The organism is candidate division WOR-3 bacterium (assembly GCA_039804025.1).
GTDB lineage: Bacteria > Hydrothermota > Hydrothermia > Hydrothermales > JAJRUZ01 > JBCNVI01.
Genome location: JBDRZP010000003.1, coordinates 42,708 through 64,128, shown reverse-complemented (window position 1 = coordinate 64,128; position 21,421 = coordinate 42,708). Strand labels below are relative to the sequence as shown.

General features: G+C 29.8%; 18 protein-coding genes. 7 read left to right on the top strand and 11 right to left on the bottom strand.

All coding sequences use genetic code 11. The features are described from left to right. Positions 1 to 1,255 precede the first annotated feature (1,255 nt). From ABIN73_02095 to ABIN73_02060, 8 genes are read right to left on the bottom strand one after another with little or no spacing between them, the layout of a single operon-like run. Positions 1,256 to 2,734 carry a hypothetical protein gene (locus ABIN73_02095; protein MEO0268516.1) on the bottom strand — a complete coding sequence of 493 codons (1,479 nt, stop codon included), beginning with the start codon at positions 2,732 to 2,734 and terminating at the stop codon, positions 1,256 to 1,258. Beyond that, positions 2,707 to 4,128 carry a hypothetical protein gene (locus ABIN73_02090; GenBank protein ID MEO0268515.1) on the bottom strand — a complete coding sequence of 474 codons (1,422 nt, stop codon included), beginning with the start codon at positions 4,126 to 4,128 and terminating at the stop codon, positions 2,707 to 2,709. The genes ABIN73_02095 and ABIN73_02090 overlap by 28 nt, the downstream gene beginning before the upstream one ends. Then, the gene (locus ABIN73_02085) at positions 4,107 to 5,192 is read right to left on the bottom strand and encodes a glycosyltransferase family 4 protein (protein ID MEO0268514.1); all 1,086 of its coding nucleotides are present in this window, start codon (positions 5,190 to 5,192) and stop codon (positions 4,107 to 4,109) included. Before ABIN73_02085 ends, ABIN73_02090 begins: the two co-directional genes overlap by 22 nt. Continuing rightward, complete coding sequence (locus ABIN73_02080) at positions 5,189 to 6,322, bottom strand: FAD-binding oxidoreductase (GenBank protein ID MEO0268513.1); 1,134 nt, start codon at positions 6,320 to 6,322, stop codon at positions 5,189 to 5,191. Before ABIN73_02080 ends, ABIN73_02085 begins: the two co-directional genes overlap by 4 nt. Then, a complete protein-coding gene (locus tag ABIN73_02075; protein MEO0268512.1) occupies positions 6,319 to 7,500 on the bottom strand; it encodes an aminotransferase class I/II-fold pyridoxal phosphate-dependent enzyme in 1,182 nt (393 codons plus the stop codon). The genes ABIN73_02080 and ABIN73_02075 overlap by 4 nt, the downstream gene beginning before the upstream one ends. A 25-nt stretch (positions 7,501 to 7,525) precedes the next feature. Next, complete coding sequence (locus tag ABIN73_02070; protein ID MEO0268511.1) at positions 7,526 to 9,064, bottom strand: methylmalonyl-CoA mutase family protein; 1,539 nt, start codon at positions 9,062 to 9,064, stop codon at positions 7,526 to 7,528. Then, positions 9,061 to 9,450, bottom strand: a complete 390-nt coding sequence (locus ABIN73_02065) for an acetyl-CoA carboxylase biotin carboxyl carrier protein subunit (GenBank protein ID MEO0268510.1) — start codon at positions 9,448 to 9,450, stop codon at positions 9,061 to 9,063. Before ABIN73_02065 ends, ABIN73_02070 begins: the two co-directional genes overlap by 4 nt. Beyond that, positions 9,440 to 10,390 carry a prohibitin family protein gene (locus tag ABIN73_02060; GenBank protein MEO0268509.1) on the bottom strand — a complete coding sequence of 317 codons (951 nt, stop codon included), beginning with the start codon at positions 10,388 to 10,390 and terminating at the stop codon, positions 9,440 to 9,442. Before ABIN73_02060 ends, ABIN73_02065 begins: the two co-directional genes overlap by 11 nt. Before the next feature lie 93 nt (positions 10,391 to 10,483). Between ABIN73_02060 and pilM the strand changes: the two genes are divergently transcribed. From pilM to ABIN73_02025, 7 genes are read left to right on the top strand one after another with little or no spacing between them, the layout of a single operon-like run. Continuing rightward, the gene (gene pilM, locus ABIN73_02055; GenBank protein MEO0268508.1) at positions 10,484 to 11,524 is read left to right on the top strand and encodes a type IV pilus assembly protein PilM; all 1,041 of its coding nucleotides are present in this window, start codon (positions 10,484 to 10,486) and stop codon (positions 11,522 to 11,524) included. Then, positions 11,521 to 12,114 (top strand): PilN domain-containing protein, encoded by a 594-nt coding sequence (locus tag ABIN73_02050; protein ID MEO0268507.1) that lies wholly within the window; start codon positions 11,521 to 11,523, stop codon positions 12,112 to 12,114. Before pilM ends, ABIN73_02050 begins: the two co-directional genes overlap by 4 nt. Further along, positions 12,114 to 12,701, top strand: coding sequence for a type 4a pilus biogenesis protein PilO (gene pilO / locus ABIN73_02045; protein MEO0268506.1), 588 nt, complete (start codon positions 12,114 to 12,116; stop codon positions 12,699 to 12,701). The genes ABIN73_02050 and pilO overlap by 1 nt, the downstream gene beginning before the upstream one ends. Before the next feature lie 3 nt (positions 12,702 to 12,704). Further along, positions 12,705 to 13,175, top strand: coding sequence for a pilus assembly protein PilP (locus ABIN73_02040; GenBank protein MEO0268505.1), 471 nt, complete (start codon positions 12,705 to 12,707; stop codon positions 13,173 to 13,175). Then, on the top strand, positions 13,176 to 14,996 hold the full coding sequence (gene glmS, locus ABIN73_02035) for a glutamine--fructose-6-phosphate transaminase (isomerizing) (protein ID MEO0268504.1): 1,821 nt from the start codon (positions 13,176 to 13,178) through the stop codon (positions 14,994 to 14,996). 1 nt (position 14,997) lies between these two features. After that, a complete protein-coding gene (locus ABIN73_02030) occupies positions 14,998 to 16,164 on the top strand; it encodes an iron-containing alcohol dehydrogenase (protein ID MEO0268503.1) in 1,167 nt (388 codons plus the stop codon). Then, complete coding sequence (locus ABIN73_02025; GenBank protein ID MEO0268502.1) at positions 16,155 to 17,015, top strand: M28 family peptidase; 861 nt, start codon at positions 16,155 to 16,157, stop codon at positions 17,013 to 17,015. The genes ABIN73_02030 and ABIN73_02025 overlap by 10 nt, the downstream gene beginning before the upstream one ends. On the opposite strand, the gene polX is transcribed toward ABIN73_02025, so the two are convergent. The 3 genes from polX to ABIN73_02010 are packed head-to-tail and all read right to left on the bottom strand — an operon-like array spanning position 17,012 to position 21,407. Then, positions 17,012 to 18,715 (bottom strand): DNA polymerase/3'-5' exonuclease PolX, encoded by a 1,704-nt coding sequence (gene polX / locus ABIN73_02020; protein MEO0268501.1) that lies wholly within the window; start codon positions 18,713 to 18,715, stop codon positions 17,012 to 17,014. The two genes, ABIN73_02025 and polX, sit on opposite strands and share 4 nt — an antisense overlap. Positions 18,716 to 18,720: 5 nt before the next feature. Continuing rightward, positions 18,721 to 19,986, bottom strand: coding sequence for a sigma-54 dependent transcriptional regulator (locus tag ABIN73_02015; GenBank protein ID MEO0268500.1), 1,266 nt, complete (start codon positions 19,984 to 19,986; stop codon positions 18,721 to 18,723). Further along, the gene (locus ABIN73_02010; protein ID MEO0268499.1) at positions 19,983 to 21,407 is read right to left on the bottom strand and encodes a HAMP domain-containing sensor histidine kinase; all 1,425 of its coding nucleotides are present in this window, start codon (positions 21,405 to 21,407) and stop codon (positions 19,983 to 19,985) included. Before ABIN73_02010 ends, ABIN73_02015 begins: the two co-directional genes overlap by 4 nt. Positions 21,408 to 21,421: the final 14 nt, after the last annotated feature.

Here is a 21,421-nt window from a genome sequence, read left to right as displayed (position 1 = left end):
TTTTCAATTTTGGGTTATACTTTAATTTATTTTAAATTTTACCCTGCTTTTTACTCCTTTGCTGATGAAGGAACTTATGTAATACAGGCTGAATACTTATCAAGGGGCAAATTAAGATTTCCTGATTGGGTAAGGGGAATGGGAATTCATGAAGGTAGAATAGGTAATGTCTCAAAGTATCCACCCTTTTATCCCCTTATATTTTTATCTTTGCCTTTAAAAATTAATTTTTACTTTATTTTTTTTGTTTCTTTTTTAATTCATCTTTTTTCTTTTTTTATTTTATATAAAATATTAGTTTTTTTAAATATAGATCCCTTATTTTCCCTTTTGTATCTATTTCATCCTTCTTTTATTTTGTATTCAAGAACAGTTATGCCAGATTTTTATAATTCTTTCTTATTTTTGCTTACTTTTTATTTTCATTTTAAAGAAAAATATATTTCTTATATTACAAATTTTCTTTTTGTTCTTTTAAAACCCCCTAATTTATTTTATTCCTTTGTTTTTATTTATGACTCTTTCAAAAAGAGAAGAAAAATAAATTTAATTTTTTATATCTTATCTACATTTATTTCTATATTTTTTATTTTTATATACCTTTATTTTATATACGGCAGGTACCATCCTGATTTTAAATTTTCTTTAATTTATTTCTTTAAAAATTTTAAAGATTACTTTGTTTATTTAAATTTGAATTATCCTTTGCTTTTAATTTTTGGTCTTTTAGGAATTTTGAAAATAAAAATATTAAGAAATTTACTTATAGGATTTTTACCAGCTATTTTTCTTTATCTTCTTTACATATATCATGATAAAGTAGAAGGGAATCTGATTTTGTCCTCAGTTATAGGTATAAGATACCTTTTCCCCTTTTTGATTTTCCTTATAATAGGATATTCCTTTTTTTTGCAAAATCTCTTTAAGGAAAAATTGAAAAAAATTTTCTTTATTCTTTTTTTTCTTTCAGGTTTATTTTCTTCTTGTTTAATTATGAAAAAACATAATTTTTATTTAAAAATCTTTAAAGAAACAAAAGAGCTTGTATATAAATATACAGAAGAAAAAGACCTTCTTGTAACTCATTTTGAAATTACAAAACTTCTTTTACCAATATGGGGTAAAAGAGAAATCGTGCATTTTACAGACTGGAAAAGTTTTACTTTTTATGAGAATATTAAGAATATAAAAGTTTTTCCTGAATCTTTTGTTCTCGTATACACTTTAAAATCAGGAGAAAAAAATCTTTCTTTTATCAAAGTTTACGCTGATTCTGTTTTAAAGGTTTTTCCAGAACATATTCTTCTTTTTCAAAATAATTATCTTTATATCTATCGTGTTTATTCCCGTAGAAATTTTTTACCCATAACCCAATAGAACTCCAGAAAATTGCTCCTATAAGGTATTGAGTTAAAAGCTGTCCTATGGAAATTGAAATCATTAAAATGAGGGGTAATGATATTTTTTCTTTTATTTCTTTTTGACTTTTTATACTTTTAAAAATTATTGAAATTACAAGATAAAAGAGTAAAAAACCACCCAAGAATCCACAGGCAACAAACATTCCAAAAAAAGTAGATTCAACAGTAGGACCCGGGATGTAAAACCTTCGGGATGCCATTGTTATGATTCCGAGTCCTGAACCAAAGGGTCTTACAGTTATGGCATTAATTAAAAAACCAATCCATGCGTTTAACCTGATAAGGAAAGATGATCCCCTTCTTAAAGGGTCAAAAATTCCCTGTAAAAATCTACCCTGAAGGGTCCCTGTGTCAATGTCAGGCAGATTAATTATGTTTACTAAAATAACATAAGAAATAAATATTAATAAAAAAACATTTAACAATTTCCTGTAGTTTTTTGTCCTTTTAAAAATTAAATAAAAAATAATTGAAAAGAAAATCATGTAAAAAGATGACCTTACCCCTGAAATGTATATTCCGAAAATGAAAAGAAAGAAAAGTAAGAATTTTATTTTAGTTTTGAGAAAAAAGAGAGATAATACAGAGGATACTGCCATGAATTGTCCGAACTCTGATACACTTGAAAAAAAAGAAAAGGGTCTTACTTTTGAATTGAAAAACTCAAAGAGCGATCCATATTCGGCCTTAACATTTATAAGCCATGTTTTTTCAAAGGAAAAATAACTTTTTTCAACCTGTAAATAAGCATAAAAAAGGGAAATTATTCCAACGTATATAATGAAATTTTTTATTTTTTTAAAATATATATCTTTGTTAAAAAAAGCAATATAGGCTAAAAGGGAAGGAATTAAAAGAAATTTTGCACCACCAAAACCTACAATTAAAGGTCCCTGGATTGGATTGAATATTTCAAGAAACATCAAAATCTGTAAGAAAAATAAAACTTTAAATTCATTATAGGAAAGAATTTTTTTGAAATTTTCAATTTTTGAAAGGAAAATATAGCTGAACTGGAAGAGAATCAGAATATCAGGAACAAGATATAAAAGTTCAATTGGTGAGTATTTCTCATATAAAAGTAAAACTCTTCTTAAAAAAGGCATAAAAAGAAGGTAAGTAAGTATATAAAAAAAGGCAAATTCATTATTTAAAATAATTAAAACTATGCCGATAAAAAGAAAAAAAATAAATAAAAATTCCCTTATTCTTAAATTTAATAAAAAAATTATTTCAATTAAAGATAAAAAAAATAAAATAATGATTAAAATTGGATAAACTAATCTTAAAGTTCTTCCTTTAAATCTATCCATCTTAAAAGTATTCCCATTGAAAGCCAGAAAAAGGCTCCCTGAAAGTAGGTGACTATCCACTGACCCATAAATATTGAGACAAAACCGATCCATACCGCAAGAACTATTTTATCATATTTATGAGAAAGTGTTATAAAACCCTTAAAAATCGTATATAGTGTTAAAAACATTAAACTCAAAAAACCAAAAATTCCACAAGAATAAATCATTGAAATAAATGTGCTTTCCACATGCATGGGAGGTCCACCAAACCTGTTGGCTGCTAAAGTTGAAACACCTATACCATGTCCGATAGGATTTCTAAACATATATATAATAGCATTTTTCCATAAATTTAATCTATGAACAAAAGAGGAACCTTTCTGAGTTGGGTCAATAATACCTTGAAAAAAATGCTCAGTATAAACTGGATTCACACCCTTTAAATTTAAACTCAATTCAGAAAGAGATATACCTGAAATAAAAGTTATAATTCCAAATAAAATAAAGTAATATAAAGATAAAGTAGCAAGAGTTTTTTTAGTAATTTTAAAGGCTAAAATTAATGGGAAAAGAAATAGAAAAATAAATGGTCCTGCTCTTATATTAGTATAAAAGGATGCTATACCATAAATGATAAGTTTAAGAAAGGTTAAAATTATTCCCGGGGATAAGTTGCTCATGGCTAATTCAATAAGCGAAGCTGTCATTAAAAAACCTGATAGCTCTCCAGGGCTCGGAAAAAAAGAAAAGGGTCTCAATTTTTGACCTAAGAAAAGTGAAACCATTCCTGCATTTTTTGCCCAGAGTATTTCAAATTCAAAAAAACCCTTATGGAACTGATAGATTGCGTAAAGAGAAGAAATAACACCAAGCCAGGTGAGCATTTTTAGTAGATTCTTTAGGGTTTTTCTATCGATACCAAAACTTATATAACATAGAAGTGATGGAATAAGAAGAAACTTTGAACCTGCTATTCCAACCATTAAGTTTCCCTGAAGAGGGTTAAATATTTCTAAAAAAAAGATAATCTGAAGAAAAAGTAAAACCTTGAAGGTAAAACTATTTTTAATAGCATAGATAATTTTTTCTCTGTGCTTATTCCATACAACAAGAAACATGGTAATGATCACAATATCAGGAATTAAATAGGTAGGGTCGTAAAAAGTAAAACCCTGAAAGGAAAATAAAAATCTTTTTAAAAAGGCCATAAACACTATGTAAATAAATAGATAATATGTTCCGGTTTTTATAGAAGTAGCTAAGGCTATTGATAAAAAAGAAAGAAAAAGAAAAAGAGGCACCCTTATATTTCCCGTTGCAATAGATTTACCGGAATAGTAAACAAATATAAAACCTAAAAAAGTAATTAAAAATATTTGATAAATATATTTTAAATAATTTCTTTCAGACATTTTAAAACCCCTTCTATCATCCTTTCAGGTGTAAATAAATTTTTGTACCTTATAAATCCCCTTTCCCCCATTTCTTTTCTTAAATTTTCATCATTATAATATAAAAGAATTTTACTGCATATATCATCTAAATCTCCATTTCTTACAAGAAAACCTGCATCGTTTACAATTTCAGGTAAAGCTGCCACATTTGAAGCTATGACAGGTTTTTTCATCGCCATTGCTTCAACGATAACTCTTCCAAATCCTTCTCTTGCCCTCGGAATATGTAAAAAAACATCACATTCTTTATAAAAGGAAAAAACATCATCCCTTTTTCCCCATAAAATAACATTTTCAATTTTTTCTTCCTTTATTTTTTTGATTATTTTATCTTTAAATTTCTTTTCACCTGGATGAATTGCATCACCAATAATCCAGAAATCAAAATCTTTTAACCTTTTGGCACATTCAATTATTAGATCCTGTGCTTTCCAGTACTGGATGTTCCCAACACTCAGTATTGTAAACTTTTTCTTTTTTATATTATTTTCCTCAATCTTTTCAGGTATTTTTATGCCATTGTAAACAACTCTAATTTTCCTTTTAATAGGGAAAAATCTTTTAACACCTTCAGAAATAGCAATTATTCTGTCAGGAAAAATTGAAAAAAATTTAAATATAAATTTTGAACTCTCTTCTGGTATGTCCCTGAAATGCCATACAAGTTTTTTTTTCTTTTTTAAAAAGAAAAGGGAGAAAAATAAATGCATTTTCATTGAATGAGTATAAATAATATCGGGATTATAATCCTTAACAATTTTATTTAATCCCTTTAAAATTTTTGGAAATTCACTTTTAAATAAGGGTAAAAAAAATTTTCTTTTTGTTTTCCATATCAAAGAATCTTTAAAGGGCAATTTATAAATTTTTATTCCTTCCTTTTTAGCAATTTCATATAACTCACCCTCAGGAGCCAAAAGAGCAACATTAAAGTAGCTCTTTATACCTTTCAAAACATCCAACATACTTTTTTCTCCACCTATATAATAAGGAGAATGAGTAGCAAAAAGTATCTTCTTCATTCAGGATAAAAACCTTCTTTTATTTCAAAATCATTTATACCATCAAACCTCTTTAGGCTGAATTCCCCCGGAAGAGGAAGATTTTCAAGCACACATTCTGCAAGGATTTCAGAAAGTGCTGGTGATCTCATTATACCAAGTCCATTAAAACCACAGAATATATAAAAATTTTCAATATCTTTAATTTTTGAAACAATGGGTTTTCTGTCAGGTGTAGCAAGACAGAGGTATGCCCATCCTCCTTTTATCCCAAATTCTTCTGCACCCTGTATAATTTGGGGTAATTTTTCTGAAACACTGAAAAGGAAACTTTCATCATTAAAAGTTTTGAAATTATTAATATCCTGCTCCTTTCTTTCAGTTCCATCACCAAGTAAGATTTCTTTTTTTAATTCTTTCCTAAAATAAATACCGTGTTGAATGTCATTATATATAGGCAAATCAATCTCTTCTTTTAATTCTAAAATAACAGATTGTGTTCTATAAGGTTTCACTGGTATATTTATTCCTTCTCTTTTTAGTATTTCTTTACTCCATATACCTGTTGTAAGTATATATTTATCAAAATAAAATTTTCCTCTTTTGGTAATAAGTGCATTTACCTTGCCATTTTTTATCTCAAATCCCTTTATTTCATAAAAAAATTTAAATTCATGGTTTTTATTTTTTAAATAAGAATAAATTGAATACAATAACTCACCTACATCCACATAAAGACCATCCTTAGAAATAATATAGTATTTTTCTTCTTTAAAAACAGGATAAAATTTTTTTAGTTCATCAAGAGAAAAACTATCAAATTCAACAAATTTTTTTCTTAATAAATTTTCAAGTATAGTCTTTTTATCCTCATCCTGAATACCTGTTACTGTATAATATTTTTTTAAAAATTTAAATTTACTTTTTTTATTTATATCTTCAAGAATTTTTATTGTTCTCTTTGATAATTCAATGTCTATTTCATCAAAAAGATGGGTAACAACGATACCTGCACTTTTACCAGTTGTTCCAGAAGCAAGAACCTCTCTATCAAAAATAGTAATTCTTTTAGCACCAAACTTATCAAGAAAATAAGAAGTCATTATCCCAGCAATACCAGCACCAATAACGCAGATCCTATCTTCTCTCATGATTTCCTTAAAGCATTTTCTATGTCCATTATTATATCCTCAATATTTTCAATTCCAACTGAAATTCGAATAAGTCCAGGATGTATTCCTGCTTTTAAAAGTTCTTCCTCATTCATTGTAGAATGAGTCATTGAAGCTGGATGTTCTACGAGGGTTTCAACTGCTCCTAAGCTTACTGCTTTTACACAGAGATTCAAAGAATTAATAAATTTCATAGCCCCCTCTTTTCCATTTTTATGTATAAATGATAGCATACCTGAAAAACCATTTTTCATCTGTTTTTTGGCTATTTTATACATTTCAAAGTCAGGAAGGCCTGGATAAAAAACCTTTTCTACTTTTGGATGTTCGCTTAAAAATTTTGCTAAATTCAGGGCATTTTCAGAATGAACTTTCATCCTTACTGCGAGGGTTTTAATACCCCTTAGGGTTAGCCATGCGTTAAAGGGTGATATACAGGCTCCTATATGAGCTTTTTCTTCCTTATCAATTTCCTCAATTATTTCTTTTTTACCAATAAGGGCACCACCTATTAAATCTGTATGACCACCTAAATATTTTGTGAGAGAATGTATAACAACATCTGCACCCAGTTCAAGTGGTCTCTGGTGATAGGGAGTTGCAAAAGTATTATCTACAGCAAGAATTACTCCCTTTTCCTTTGCAATTTTTGCAGTTTCCTCTATATCAATAATATCAAGAGTAGGATTTGTAGGTGTTTCTATGTATACAAGTTTTGTTTTTTTGTCAATTTCTTTTTTTAATTTTTCAGTAAATCTTTTGGCGTGTATACCTTTAAAGGTGAATAATCCTTTTTTTTCAAGTCTTTTGAATAAGGCAAAAGTTCCCCCATATATGGGGTCCGAGTATATAACCTTATCACCTTGATTTAAGAGAGAGAAAATAAGAGCTGATATTGCACCCATGCCAGAAGAAAAAGCAAGAGCCCTTTCTCCCTTCTCAAGTTCTTTAAGTGTTTCTTCAAGAATTTTTATTGTTGGATTCGAAAGACGAGTGTAAATAAAACCTTCTTTTTCTCCTTCAAAAAGCTTTCCTCCTTCTTCAGCAGATTCAAAATAAAAGGTTGAGGAAAGATGTATGGGAACTGATATATCTCTTAATTTATAATTGATTTTTTTATTATGAACACAGATTGTTTCAAATTTTTTTTCTTTCATTTTTAAATTGTTTTTTAAAAGGGATTCAGACCCTCTTCCAGATTTTTTCAAGTTCATAAGAGATTTCACCAAGTGTGCATTTTGACTTAACACAATTAATTATATAATTCATAAGGTTTTCTCCCCTTAAAGCACCTTCCCTCAACGCAAAAAGAGCCTCTTCTACTTTACTTTTATCCCTTTTTTTCTTAAATTCCCTTATTCTTTTTATTTCTTCCTTTTCTCCCTTATTCTTTATCCTAAATATTTTAACTTTTTCTTCTTTTTCCTTTTTGAAAATATTAACGGCTACGATTTTTTTAATTCCTTCTTCAATTTCTTTTTGTTCTTTGTAAGCATTTTCTTCTATCCACTTTTGAAATAATCCTTTTTCTATACACTCAGCAGCTCCTCCCTTTTCTTCTATTTCATTTAATAACTTAAAAGTTTCTTTTTCAATTTCTCTCGTTAATTTTTCCACATAATACGACCCTCCAAGAGGATCTGTAACTTCAGGAATTCCTGTTTCATAAGCAAGAATCTGTTGAGTTCTTAGAGCAACAAGAGCTGATTCCTCTGTTGGAAGGGATAATGCTTCATCAAAACTGTTTGTATGTAAGCTCTGAGTCCCTCCTAATACCGCTGATAGAGCTTGATATGAAACCCTTATTATGTTTAAAAGAGGGTCTTGAGCCTGAAGTGTTGAACCTGCTGTTTGTGTGTGAAATCTTAAATGCATTGCTTTTTCATCTTTTACTTTGAACTTTTCTTTCATTATTTGAGCCCATACCCTTCTCGCTGCTCTGAATTTTGCAATTTCTTCAAAAAAATTACTATGGGCAGAAAAGAAAAATGTTATTCTTTTACCTATAATTTCAGGATCAATACCTCTTTCAACAAGACCTTTTACATATTCAATTGCATCAGAAATGGTAAAAGCTATTTCCTGAATTGCATTTGCTCCCTTTTCTCTGTAATGGTAACCACTTACTGAAACAGGATAAAAATTTGAAACATTTTTAAGAGAAAACTCCATAACATCAAGGGAAAGTTTTAAGGATTCCTTAACAGGATAAATGTAATTTCCTCTTGCAGCAAATTCCTTCAAAATATCATTTTGAATTGTACCCCTTAATTTATCCCATGGAACTTTTCTTTCATCTGCAATTGAAAGGTAAAATGCTAAAAGAATTCCTGCTGTTGCATTAATTGTCATAGAGAGAGAAATTTTATCAATTTCTATATCCTTTAAGACTCTCTCCATTGATTCTGAACTCCATACAGATACCCCAACTCTTCCTACTTCTCCCTTTGAAAGCTCATGGTCTGGATCAAAACCCAATTGAGTAGGTAAATCAAAAGCCAAAGAAAGCCCTGTTTGCCCCTCCTTTATCATCTTTTTAAACCTTTCATTTGTTTCTTCGGGAGTTCCAAAACCTGTATACTGTCTCATTGTCCATAGTTTTTGAGAATACATTTCCTTATATATAGCTCTTGTGAAAGGATACTTACCTGGCTCTAAATCTCCTTCTAAAAAGTTATATTCCGAAAGATCCTCTTTTGTATAATATTTTTTATCCTTCATTCAATAATAAAAAGCAGTTCACCTTTTTTAATAATTTTTTCTTCTTCTGCGAAAGATTTTATGATTATTCCCTCTTTTTTTGATCTTATCTCGTTTTGCATTTTCATTGCTTCTATTATGCAAAGGGGTTCATCTATATTTACTTTTTCCTTTTCTCTTTTAAATACTTTTACTATTTTCCCTGACATAGGAGAAATAATCCTTGAATTATCTTCTCTTTTTTCTTTTAAAGTTTCTTTTATTTTTTTCTCAAGAAGAAAATTTCCGTAAGGTGAATAAACAAAGGCTTTGTTGCCTTTATACTCAATATAAAAGGTTAAGAATTTATTATTTTTTATTATTATTTTTAAAGGTGTTCCTGGCAGATCTAAAATTTTATTTTTCATCCAGAGATTGCAAATTCAAAATTGTTCCCTTATCTGATATAACTACCTTGACCTTATCAGAAAGTTTATCTACATATAGATAATTTATATACATCGGATTTTTCTTAAGTTCTTCGCTTATAATTCTTATAGCCTCTGCTTTACCTTTTGCTTCAATTTTTTTTCTCTCTGCTTCCTTTTTTTCCTTTTCAAGAAGATATTCCATTCTTTCTGCTTCCTGTTGGGCTATCTGTTTCTCCTCAATTGCCTTTGCAAAATCCGGTGTAAAATGAACATCCCTTAAAATAACTGCTTCAATCAGAAATCCATCCCTTTCAAGCCTTTCTTTAACTTTTTTTTCGATTTCCTTTTGAATTTCTTCTCTTTTTGAAGAATAAATTTCTGTTACTGAATAGGAGGAAATAATATGCCTTACCTCTGATCTTATTGCAGGCCTAATTACTTTTTCGTTATAGTCAGGTCCTATTTCTCTATGTATCTTTATTACATTTTCTACAGGTATTCTAAACCAGCATGTAAGGTCAAGTCCTACCTCAAGTCCTTCTTTTGTAGGTGACCATAGAGAGTCATCTATATTCTTTTTTTCACCTTCACCCTTTCTTGCTGTCATTGTATATTCCTGTCTTCTTATATTATATAGGTGTGTTTTATAAAAAAATCTTGGAACAAACTGCAGTCCTTCAGTTTTTATTCCGTATTTTTTTGTAAAAATATTGAAGGTTAAAAGTGCGTGTCCTATAGGAACTTCTCTAAAACTGGAAATTATATAAAGTAGAATAACAAGGGACAAAACAATGAGTATAAGTTGTGGGGTTATTTCAATTTTTCTAACAGGTATAATTTCACCTCGTTTTTCTGTTAATACTACTTTAAAGGCAAATCTATATATGAGGTAAAGAAAAACCCATATAATTATAATTAAAAGTAAAAGTTCTATCATTTTTTGTCCTCTTTTTTATTGACTTTTTTTATATCTTATATTATAATGAAAAAATGAACAAAAAGTTCAATTCTTTAAAAATAAATATTTTTTATGCTCGGTAAAAAAAGAGGTTTACTTGGTATTGATGTGGGTTCCTCTGGAGTGAGGATATCCCTCCTTGAAGGTTCAAAAGAAAATGTTAAAGTTAAGGAAATCTGGAAAGCTGACTTGCCTGAGGAGGTAGTAGCAGAAGGTGAAATAATTGAAAGAGACACTGTTATTGATGTTTTACAGAGATATATTCAGGAAAAAAAGCCAGCCATTAAAAATGTAGCTACATTTATTCCTAATCCAAGGGCAATTAATATAAAAAGGATAAAAATGGATAAATTGCCTCCAGAGGAGATAAAAGAGCAAATAAAATGGCAGGCAGAACAGTACTTTGGTGTTGACCCAACGGAAATATCAGTTGATGGAGATATTGTGGATCCTGATGTAAGTGAAACCGAAATTGAGGTTTTGTTAGTTGCAGCCAGAAATGAGGCTATTACGGATTATGTTCATGTTTTAAAATCCGCAGGTTTTACACCCAAAATTCTGGATGTTAGTGTTTTAGCACTTTATAATTTATTTGAGTTCAATTATCCTGAAGTTGCAAAAAGTAGTGCTATAAAGGGGATACTACATATTGGAAAGAGTTTTTCCACTGTATTTTATTTTGCAAATACCGGTCCTTACTTGATTAGGGATATAAGAACAAGTGTAAGAAATCTTATAAATTTAATGCAGGAAAGGCTTGATCTTTCCTATTCAGATAGCCTCTTAATAATAAAAGGTGAAAAAGAAACAACCTCTGCTGTTACTTTTGAGGTTTATAGAGATTATGTTACAAGCATTGCAGAAGAAACAAGAAGAACTTTTGCTTACATAGAGAAAAAAGAAGCACCTGATGTGATTTATGTATCAGGAGGTGGCACTTTAATTCCTGAATTCACTCAAAACTTATCAGAAGCTCTCGGAGTAAAAGTTGAAAGATTAAACCCTTTTGAAAGAATAGATCTTCCTGAATCTTTTCTTGAATTGGGCTCAAAAGAGGTAATTGGAGCTATATTTGCTCCATCTTTGGGTTTATCTTTAAGGGGGATATTATGATTAAAATAAATTTATTACCACCAGAAGAAAAAGTAGAAAAAAAATTTAAAATAACACTACCCCCTATAGGGATATACGAAATTGCGGGAACTCTTATACTCACAATTTCTGTTCTATGGGCATTCTTTTCTTTTTCTGCTTCAAGGGTTAAAATTTCCGGTTTAAAAAGTCAAATAAAAAGGGATAGCACAGAACTTGTTGCTCTGAGGGAGGTTCAAAAAAAGGTTAATGAACTGGAAACAAAAAAAAGAGATTTTGAAAATAAAGTAAATATTGCTAAGAGGCTACTTTCAAGTATAAACACTGAGGTTATGATTCTTGATGAATTTTCTAAAGCTCTTCCTCAATATGTATGGATTATTTCCTTTTCCCACACAGGAAATTTAATAAAGATTGAAGGAGCTTCTTTTTCTAACTTATTTATTGCTGATTTTATTCAGAATATAAAATCTTCTCCACTTTTTGGTGAAAATGTAATACTGGAAAAGATTGATGTTAAAAAAGAAGAAGAAACTGAATATTTGACTTTTACTATGCAAATTCCTGTTAAACCTTCAGTGGGTTTAGTTACTGAAGAGGAGGTAAAATGATGGATAATAAATTAAGATATTTTTTAATAACTGCAGGAATTGGAGTTCTAATATTTATAATTTATCACTTTCTAATATACAATAAGATGAAAACTCAGATTAAAAATCTTGAAGCTAAATATTCAAAAATTTCAAAAGAACTTCAAACAGCTCGTATAGCTGCGGCAAGGCTCCCGGAGTTGGAGATTGAAATTAAAAAACTTCAGTATTTATGGGAAAAGGCACTTAAACTTTTACCTCCAGAAGAAAAACCTGAGGAAGTTATAACCCTGCTTCAACAGAGGGGGACTCAAAATGATGTAAAAATTGTGAAACTTTCAAGGAATCCCCCTGTTTCTAAGGGTGAATATACAGAACTTCCTTATTCTCTTGAAGTGATTTCTAATTTTCATAATCTTGTAAATTTTATTTCTGAACTTTCCACTTTATCAAGGCTTGTAACAGTTGAAGGGATAAAGATAAATCAATCCAAATCTCAGGACAGAAGTTGTGAGGCCTCTTTTGTTGCTAAATTTTATACTGTTTCTACAGTTGGGGGGGCTGTAGCACCTGCTGAAACTAAACCTGTAAGACCAAAAAGGAGGTAGAAGATGAAAAGGGGTATTCTTTTAATATTTATGATTATGTTTATAACTGGTTGCAAAAAGGAAAAACCAAAGAAAGTGGATGTCACAAAGGAATCTCCAAAACCTGGGTTTGTCCTTGGCCAAGAAATAGACACAGTTAAGTTAAAAGAGGAACTTTTGCCCAAGGGATATAACTATGATCCTGGAAACAGAAGGGATCCTTTCCTTTCTCTTGTAGGAAAAGGGTATAAAAGAACTCAGGAAGAGGTTGTTGATCTTTCTAATCTTAAGTTAGTTGGAATAATGAAAGGACCAAAAGGTAATGTTGCCCTTTTTGAAGCTCCTGATGGAAGAAGTTATACAATAAGGCAGGGAGATGCTGTAAGGAATGGTTATGTGAAGGATATTAGAGATAAAGAGGTAATTGTGGAGATAACTGCCTATGGTGTTCCTATAACAGTGAAGTATGAATTAAAGAGAGAGAAAATTCAATAAATGTGTGGAATTGTTGGATATATTGGTAATAAAGATGTAGATAGTGTAATTATAGTAGGTTTAGAAAAATTAGAATATAGAGGTTATGATTCAGCAGGTTTTGCAAGCATAGTAAATGGAGAGCTATTTATAAGAAAAAAAGCAGGAAGAATAAGTGAGCTTTCAAAACTTTTAAATGGTTTACCTATTCCCTCCAAAATAGCTATAGGACACACGAGATGGGCAACCCATGGAAAGCCAACAGATGAAAATGCTCATCCCCATGTGGATTGTAAAAGAATTTTTGCAGTTGTTCATAATGGAATTATTGAAAATTTTAGAGAATTAAAAAAGAAACTCGAAAAAAAACATAGATTTACATCTGATACTGATACTGAAGTTATAGCCCATCTTCTTGAAGAATATTATGAAGGGAATTTTTTTGAAAGTGTTTTAAAAACAGTTAATAAACTTAAAGGTTCCTTTGCTCTTGCTATTATAAATAAATTTCATCCTGACAAGATTATAGGAGTGAGAATGGGTTCCCCTTTAATAGTTGGTATTGGTAAAAACGAAAATATAATTGCTTCAGATATACCTGCAATTTTGTCTCATACAAGAAGGATAGTTACAATGGGAGACGGTGAGATAGTTGTTTTGAAAGAGGATAAGGTAGAATTTTACGATTTTAGTGGTGAAAGGAAAAAAAGGAGAGCTACATATGTGGAGTGGAAAGAGGATATGATTGAGAAAAGAGGATACCCTCATTATATGCTTAAAGAAATTCACGAACAACCAAGAGTTATTGAAGAAAATCTGATGAGGGTTATAGATGAAAATGATAATATTTCTGTGTTATCAAATGGTGCTAAAAATGCTCTTTTAAAGGCTAATCACATAATAATCCAGGCAGCTGGAACAAGTTATCATGCAGGACTTTATGGTAAATACTTATTTCAAAGTTTTGTAAAATCCTTTACCGAGTGTGAACTTTCCTCTGAATTCAGATATAAAGAGCTTTTTTCCAATAAAAATGCAATCTGTATAAGCATTTCTCAGTCAGGAGAGACTGCAGATACTCTTGCAGGTCTCAGAAAAGCTAAAGAGCTTTCAATTCCAGTATTATCCCTTGTAAATGTTAAAAACAGCACAATAGATAGAGAATCAGATTTCAGAGTTTATTTGAATGCAGGCCCTGAAATTGGAGTAGCTTCCACAAAAGCATACACTTCAGAGCTTTTTTATCTTCTTGCAATAACCCTTGAAATTGGGCTTTTAAAAGGGACAGTTGATAAAAAGGAATTTAAAGAAATAATAAATGAACTAAAAAAAATTCCTGATAAGATGAGATTTATTCTTGGTAGGGAAGATGAGATTTCAGAACTGGCAAAGAAGTATTATAGTGTTAGGAATATGATGTTTCTTGGTAGAGGATTGCTTTATCCCACTGCTCTTGAAGGTGCTTTAAAATTAAAAGAAATTTCATATATACATGCTACAGGTTATGCTGCTGGTGAAATGAAACACGGTCCAATAGCCCTTTTAGATAAAGATTTTCCGGTTGTTGCCATTTCGCCCAAAAATGAACTTTATGATAAAATGATTTCAAATATAGAGGAAGTTAAAGCAAGGGAAGCACCAATTATATCTATAGGAACATTTGGCGATAATTTTCTAAAGGAATTATCAAAGGATTTTATATCAATTCCAGATACCATTTATTTGCTTCAACCTCTTATTGCCATAATTCCCCTTCAGCTTTTTGCCTATCATGTAGCTCTTTTACGCGGCTGTGATGTTGATAAACCAAGAAATCTTGCTAAAAGTGTAACTGTAGAATAGTTTGAAACCCTTTAATCTTTTTTTACCTGTAAAATACAGCTTTGGAACAGGTTCTTTAGAAAAAAAATTAGTAGAAGTTTTACCTTTACTTGGAAATAGAATTTTAATTGTAACAGGAAAAAACTTCGCAAAAAGGTATGGATTTCTTGATAAAATAATGGAAATTTGTAACTTACTTAAAATTGAGTTTATTCACTATGATAAAGTATCCCCAAATCCTAAAACTTATGAAATTGAAGAGGCGAGGTTAATTGCAAAAGAAAGCAAAATAAATGCTCTTTTAGGTTTTGGAGGTGGAAGTGTCATGGATGCGGTTAAGGCAATCTCTATAATTGCTACAAACGAAGGTAAAATATGGGATTATACAATGCTTCAAAAGAGTCCGGAAAAGGAAACACTCCCTACATGTCTTATTCCAACAACTCCAGCTACTGGTTCAGAAATTAATTCTTCAGCAATTATTACAAATATTGATGAAAAAAGAAAATGGGGTATTTTTGATGAAAAAATATTCCCGAAATTTTCAATTGTTGATCCAATTCTATCTAAAACTCTTGATATAGATTATCTTGCTCTTTGTTCAATTGATATAATAACCCATATCTTAGAGCCTTTTGTTACCTCAAAAGAAGAAGGCGTCCTTATAAAGGGGGTTGCAAAATTTTACATAAAAAAGGTAATTGAATCTATAAAAACATTAATAAAAAATCCTGAAGATATTAAAGCAAGGGAGAATATGCATCTTTTAGCAAGTCTTGCTCTTTCAGGAGTAGCAACAAGGGGAATAGGGGGTTATCATGAAATGCACTGGCTTGAGCATATTGTGTCTGGTTTTTATGACAATGTTCCTCATCCAGCAGGTCTTGCTATACTTTTAATTCCATGGTTAAATTACAGTTTTAAAAAAAGAAAAGATAATATAAAGGAGCTTTTTTCCTTTATAATGGAAAAAGAAAATCCGGATTTTGATGAAATAATTGATTATATGGATAAGTTTTATAAGGAAATAAATTTGCCGAGAAATTTTAAAAAGTATGGAATAGAAAAAAGGGATATTGAGTTATTCTGGAAAGAATACAATTTTCTTTCAGAAAAATTTCCAAAGTTTTTCCCTGAAAAAATTGAAGAAAGGGATTTCTTTGAAATATTTGAAAAAACATTAATCTAAAGGAAATTTTAAAAATTCATGTAGAAGTTCTTGCAGGTGAAATTGGAGAGAGAAATGTTTTTAAATATAAAAATTATATAAAAGCTAAAGATTACATTATAGAAAACATCAAAAATTTAAATTTTGATATAAGGGAAATTAATTATAAATCCTATGGTTGTGATGTTTTTATTATTGAAGTTAAAAAAAATGCTTTTTCTAAAAAAATTTTTATAATAGGTGCACATTATGATAGTGTATATGGTTCAAAAGGTGCTGATGATAATGCAAGTGCTGTTTCTGTTTTAATTGAAATAATAAAATATTTTTCACATATGGAATTTAAAAAGGATATAAGGTTTTTATTTTTCCCCAACGAGGAGCCACCTTTTTTTAATTCCCCTCTTATGGGATCAGAAGTTTATGTTAAGGAAATTATTAAAAATAAAGAAAAGGTTGAACTTATGATATCACTTGAATCATTGGGTTATTACTCTGAAGAGAAAAATTCTCAAAGGTATCCCTTTCCTTTGAATTTCTTTTATCCTGATAAAGCAAATTTTATAGGCATTGTCAGTAATTTAAAATCAAGAAATTATATGAATAAAATTGTTAAAATTTTTAAAGAAAAAACAGAACTAAATGTAGAGTATCTTGCTTTCCCTCCAATAATTCCTGAAATGAATTTCTCTGACCATTATCCTTTCTGGAAAAGAAATATTAAGGCACTTTTAATAACTGATACTGCCTTTTTAAGAAATCCCTTTTATCACTCAGAATTTGATTTACCAGATACTTTAAATTATGATAAACTTTTTGAGGTTTTTAAAGGTATAAAAAGTTTTATTGAATTCTTAAATAATTCTGATTAAGTTTTTTTTGTTTTTAATAATTCAAGTAATTCTTCTAAATCTCTTGTATTAATAACATCCTTAGCAGTAAGCCAACCCCTTCTTGCTGTTCCTACACCGAGCTCAATCATCCACATCTGGTTATAGTGATGGGAATCGGTTCCAATAACAAATTTTATTCCATATTTTTTTGCTTTTTTAATCAAAGGAGGAGAAAGATCAAGCCTCTCATAATAAGAGTTTATTTCCATCCAAATATTCTTTTCCCCTGCCTTTTTAAAAACTTCATCCCAGTTAGCTTCATAAGGTTCCCTTGAACCTATAAGCCTTCCTGTTGGATGGGAAAATGCATGAACATAAGGATTTTCAAAAGCTTTAATTATTCTTTCTGTATTATCTTTTTTAAAACCAGTGTGGATAGATACAACTACATAATCTATCTCTTTTAAAACTTCATCAGGATAATCAAGTTTCCCATCAGGTAATATATCCACTTCTGCTCCAAAGATCAAATAAGGATAATCACCTTTCTCATTCAATTTTTTAATTTCTTCCTTTTTTTTCATCAGTTTTTCAATATTTAAACCCTTTGCATATTTTGCTGACTGACTGTGGTCGCATATTGCTACATACTTATAACCCCTTTTCTTTGCTTCTTCTTTTATTTCAAGAATTTTAGATTGACCATCAGAGTAATCAGAATGAACATGGAGATCACCTTTAATATCACTGAATTCGATAAGTTCAGGAATTTCACCTTTTAAGGCAAGCTCAATTTCACCTTCATCTTCCCTTATTTCAGGTGGAATCCATTGCATTTTCAAAGTTCCATAAACTTCTTCCTCTGTTCTTCCTGCTATAAACTTATCTCCTTTAAATACTCCGTATTCACTTATTTTTAATCCGAAACTTTTTGCTATGGTTCTTAAATGGATATTGTGCTGTTTTGAGCCTGTAAAATATTGCATTGCAGCACCCATTGATTCTGATGGAATAACCCTTATATCCACCTGCAATCCATTTTTTAAAACAAAGGAGGTTTTTGTAGGTCCCATAGCGTGAATTTTTTCAATTTTAGGGAATTGGGTAATATATTCAGATAGATCAACTTCAGTTTTTGTTGTCACAAGGATATCAACATCCCCCACTGTTTCCTTGAATCTTCTGAAAGAACCGGCAGGTATAACCATAAGAGCATTTTTATTTTCTTTTAAGAAACTAACAAGGGAATTTACTATCGGGTAAACTTCTCCCAGAAGATATCTTTCTTTACTCTTTAAGAAAAGTTCTATTCCTTTTTTAATATTTTCTACCTTTTTTTCACCCATTCCGAAGAGAGTTTTTATTCTTGGGTTACCAAGGGCTTGTTTTAAAGTTTCCAAATCCCTAACACCAAATTCCTTATTCAAAAGAGCTAAAGTTTTTGGACCAAGATTGGGTATCTGCATTAGATCCAGAATTCCTTCAGGTATTTTTGAGAAAATTTCTTCAGCTTTACTTATTTTGCCAGTTTCAAGAAATTCCTTTATTTTTTTTGCTATACCTTCTCCTATTCCGGGTAGTTTCTGAAAGTCCTCTATTTCTGATATATCCTTATCAAGATTCTCAAGAGTTCTTGCAGCTTTTCTGTAAGCCTGAATTTTAAAGGGGATCTCACCTAAGAATTCAAGAGCATCAGCCATCCTGTTAAATATTTTTGCTAATTTCTCGTTATTCTCCATTTTTCTTATTTAATTTTTTTTAATTTTCTGTAAATTGTTGAGGGATGCAACCCCAGCTTTTGAGCTGCTTTCTTAACATTTCCGTTAAATTCTTCAAGGGTTTTAAGTATCATTTTTTCTTCAAGTTCTTTTAAACTCCTTTGAGTTTCAGATTTTTCAACAATTTCAAAGGGTAAATGTTCTTTTTTAATAATAAAACCATCGCATATAATACAGGCTCTTTCAATAACATTTTCCAATTCCCTCACATTTCCCCTCCACTCATATTCCATTAAAATCTTAAGTACCTCATCATCAAGGACAAACTCTTTTTTCATTTTCTTTGATAAGTTTTTAAGAAAGTATTGAGTTAAAGCTGGTATATCCTTTTTCCTTTCTCTTAGAGGCGGAATGTATATAGGAAAGGTTGATAATCTGTAATATAAATCTTCCCTTAATTTACCTTCTTTAATTGCCTCTTTCGGTTCTTTATTTGTAGCACTTATGATTTTTATATCTATTTTTTTTGGTTCAAGAGAACCTATGGGTATTATTTCTTTTGTTTCTATTACTCTCAATAATTTGCTTTGAAGATTGAAAGGCATTTCTGAAATTTCATCAAGAAAAATAGTTCCACCATCAGCTATTTCTAAAAGTCCTTTTTTATCTTTAAATGCACCGGTAAATGCTCCCTTTTTATACCCGAAAAGTTCTGATTCAAGGAGTTCAGAAGGTAGGGCTGCACAGTTTACTGCTACGAAATTTTTATCTTTTCTATTTGAATTTTTATGAATGAATCTTGCAACTACTTCTTTTCCTACTCCACTTTCACCATATAAAAAAACAGGAACATCAGAATAGGAAGCCTTTAAGGCGAGTTTTTTTATTTCAAGTGTTTTTTCATCAACTGCGATAAATTCTTTATCTTCTTTTATGAAAGGTAAGTATTTTTCAATCCTATAAATTAGTTCTTCTTCTGAGAAAGGTTTTATTAGATAATCTGAAGCTCCTTTTCTGAAGGCTTCAATAACAGATTCAAGGGACGCGTAAGCTGTTATCATTATAACTGGTATATTAAAATTAATTTTTTTTGCTTCCTCTAAAATTTCAAATCCTGAAATTCCTGGCATTTTAATATCTGTTATAATAAGGTCAGGTTTTTCCTCTTTTATTTTACTCAAAGCCAGTTCTGGATTGGTTGTAGTTAGAACTTTATATTTATCTTCCAGGGCAATTTTTATCCACTCTAAAATTGATTTCTCATCATCTATAATAAGAATCTTCCTTTTCATACAAGTTCAATTATTGCTTCTGTTCCTTTACCTTTTTCACTTTTAAGAATAAGTTTAAAACCATGTAATTCACAAATTCTTTCAGTAAGAGGTAAACCCATTCCAAGCCCGCCGGGTTTTGTTGTATAAAATGGATATTTAACTTTTTCCAGTTCTTCTTCAGGTATTCCCTCCCCTTTATCTTCTATAACTATTTTATTTTCTATTAATTTAACTTTTACCTTTTCCCTATTTCCATTTACAGCCTCAATAGCATTTCTTATGAGGTTCTGGATAGCTATTTGAATTAAATAGGGTTCTGCTTCTATATAATCTTTCTCATTTTTAAATTCTATATTTTCTATTCCAAATTCTGAAGCTAAGCTTTTTATAAAACTCTTTAAATATATTTTTTCCTTTTTTATTTTTTTAATTTTTGCATAATCGTGAAAGGCTTTAACAATTAAATCAAGTCTTTCAATTTCCTTCTTAATAAGTTCAATGAGACGCTTCTTCTTATCTTCATCTTTTACTTTTAAAAGGGTGGTTATAGCACCCTGAATCGCTGTCAGAGGATTTCTTATTTCATGAGCAAGTCCATGGGAAAGTTCTGTTAAAAATTTTTCCTTCTCTTTCTGCTTTAAAATTTGTTCTATTTCTCTTTCCTTTGTAATATCCCTTAAAACAAAAATTTCAAATTTTTCTTTAAATAAATCAAAAGATGAATAATTCAAAGAATACTGTTTCCCGTCATAGGTAAATTCTTTTATATTTTTATTATTTAAAAGCAAATCAGGAATTTCTGAGTTTTTGAAAATTGTTTCTCCTTTTTCATTTTTAACTATTACAATTTCTCCAAGGTTTCTAAGTATTTCTCTTGCAAGGATATCAGTCTTTTCAGCTTCCTTTTCTCCCCTTCTTGCTCTTTCAGATAGAATGTAAGATAGTGAAGAGGCTATAAGTAAGGATAATGTTGTGATATAACCTCTTAATAAAGTTTCTTCAGTTTTAAATTCAAGCTCAAAAGGGTTTTTTATTATTCCTTTGGTCCATAAAAATAAAAATAAGTTGTATAAAAGAAGTAAAAATACTGAAAAATAAAAGTATTTTTCTTTTTCAAGATAAAGGGATGAAGTTATTATTACAAGAAAGAAAAGAATTGAAAATACACTTTCAGGACCTCCTGTAAAATGCATTATTCCTATTATGAGAAAAGTATCAGCAAGGAGATAAATAATTGGTGATTTTATTCCTTTTTTTGATGAATAATAAAAAAGAAGAGAAAGAACTACTGAAGATAAAAATATAAAGATAAAAGGTAAAATTGATATTTCAAAAATTTCTCTTAAAAAATAATAACTTATAAAAAGAGAAAAAAATACAATAAAAGGTCTTGTTAATAAACTTAATCTTAAAAGATAATCATATTTTTTTGTTATCAATCTCTTTTATTTTC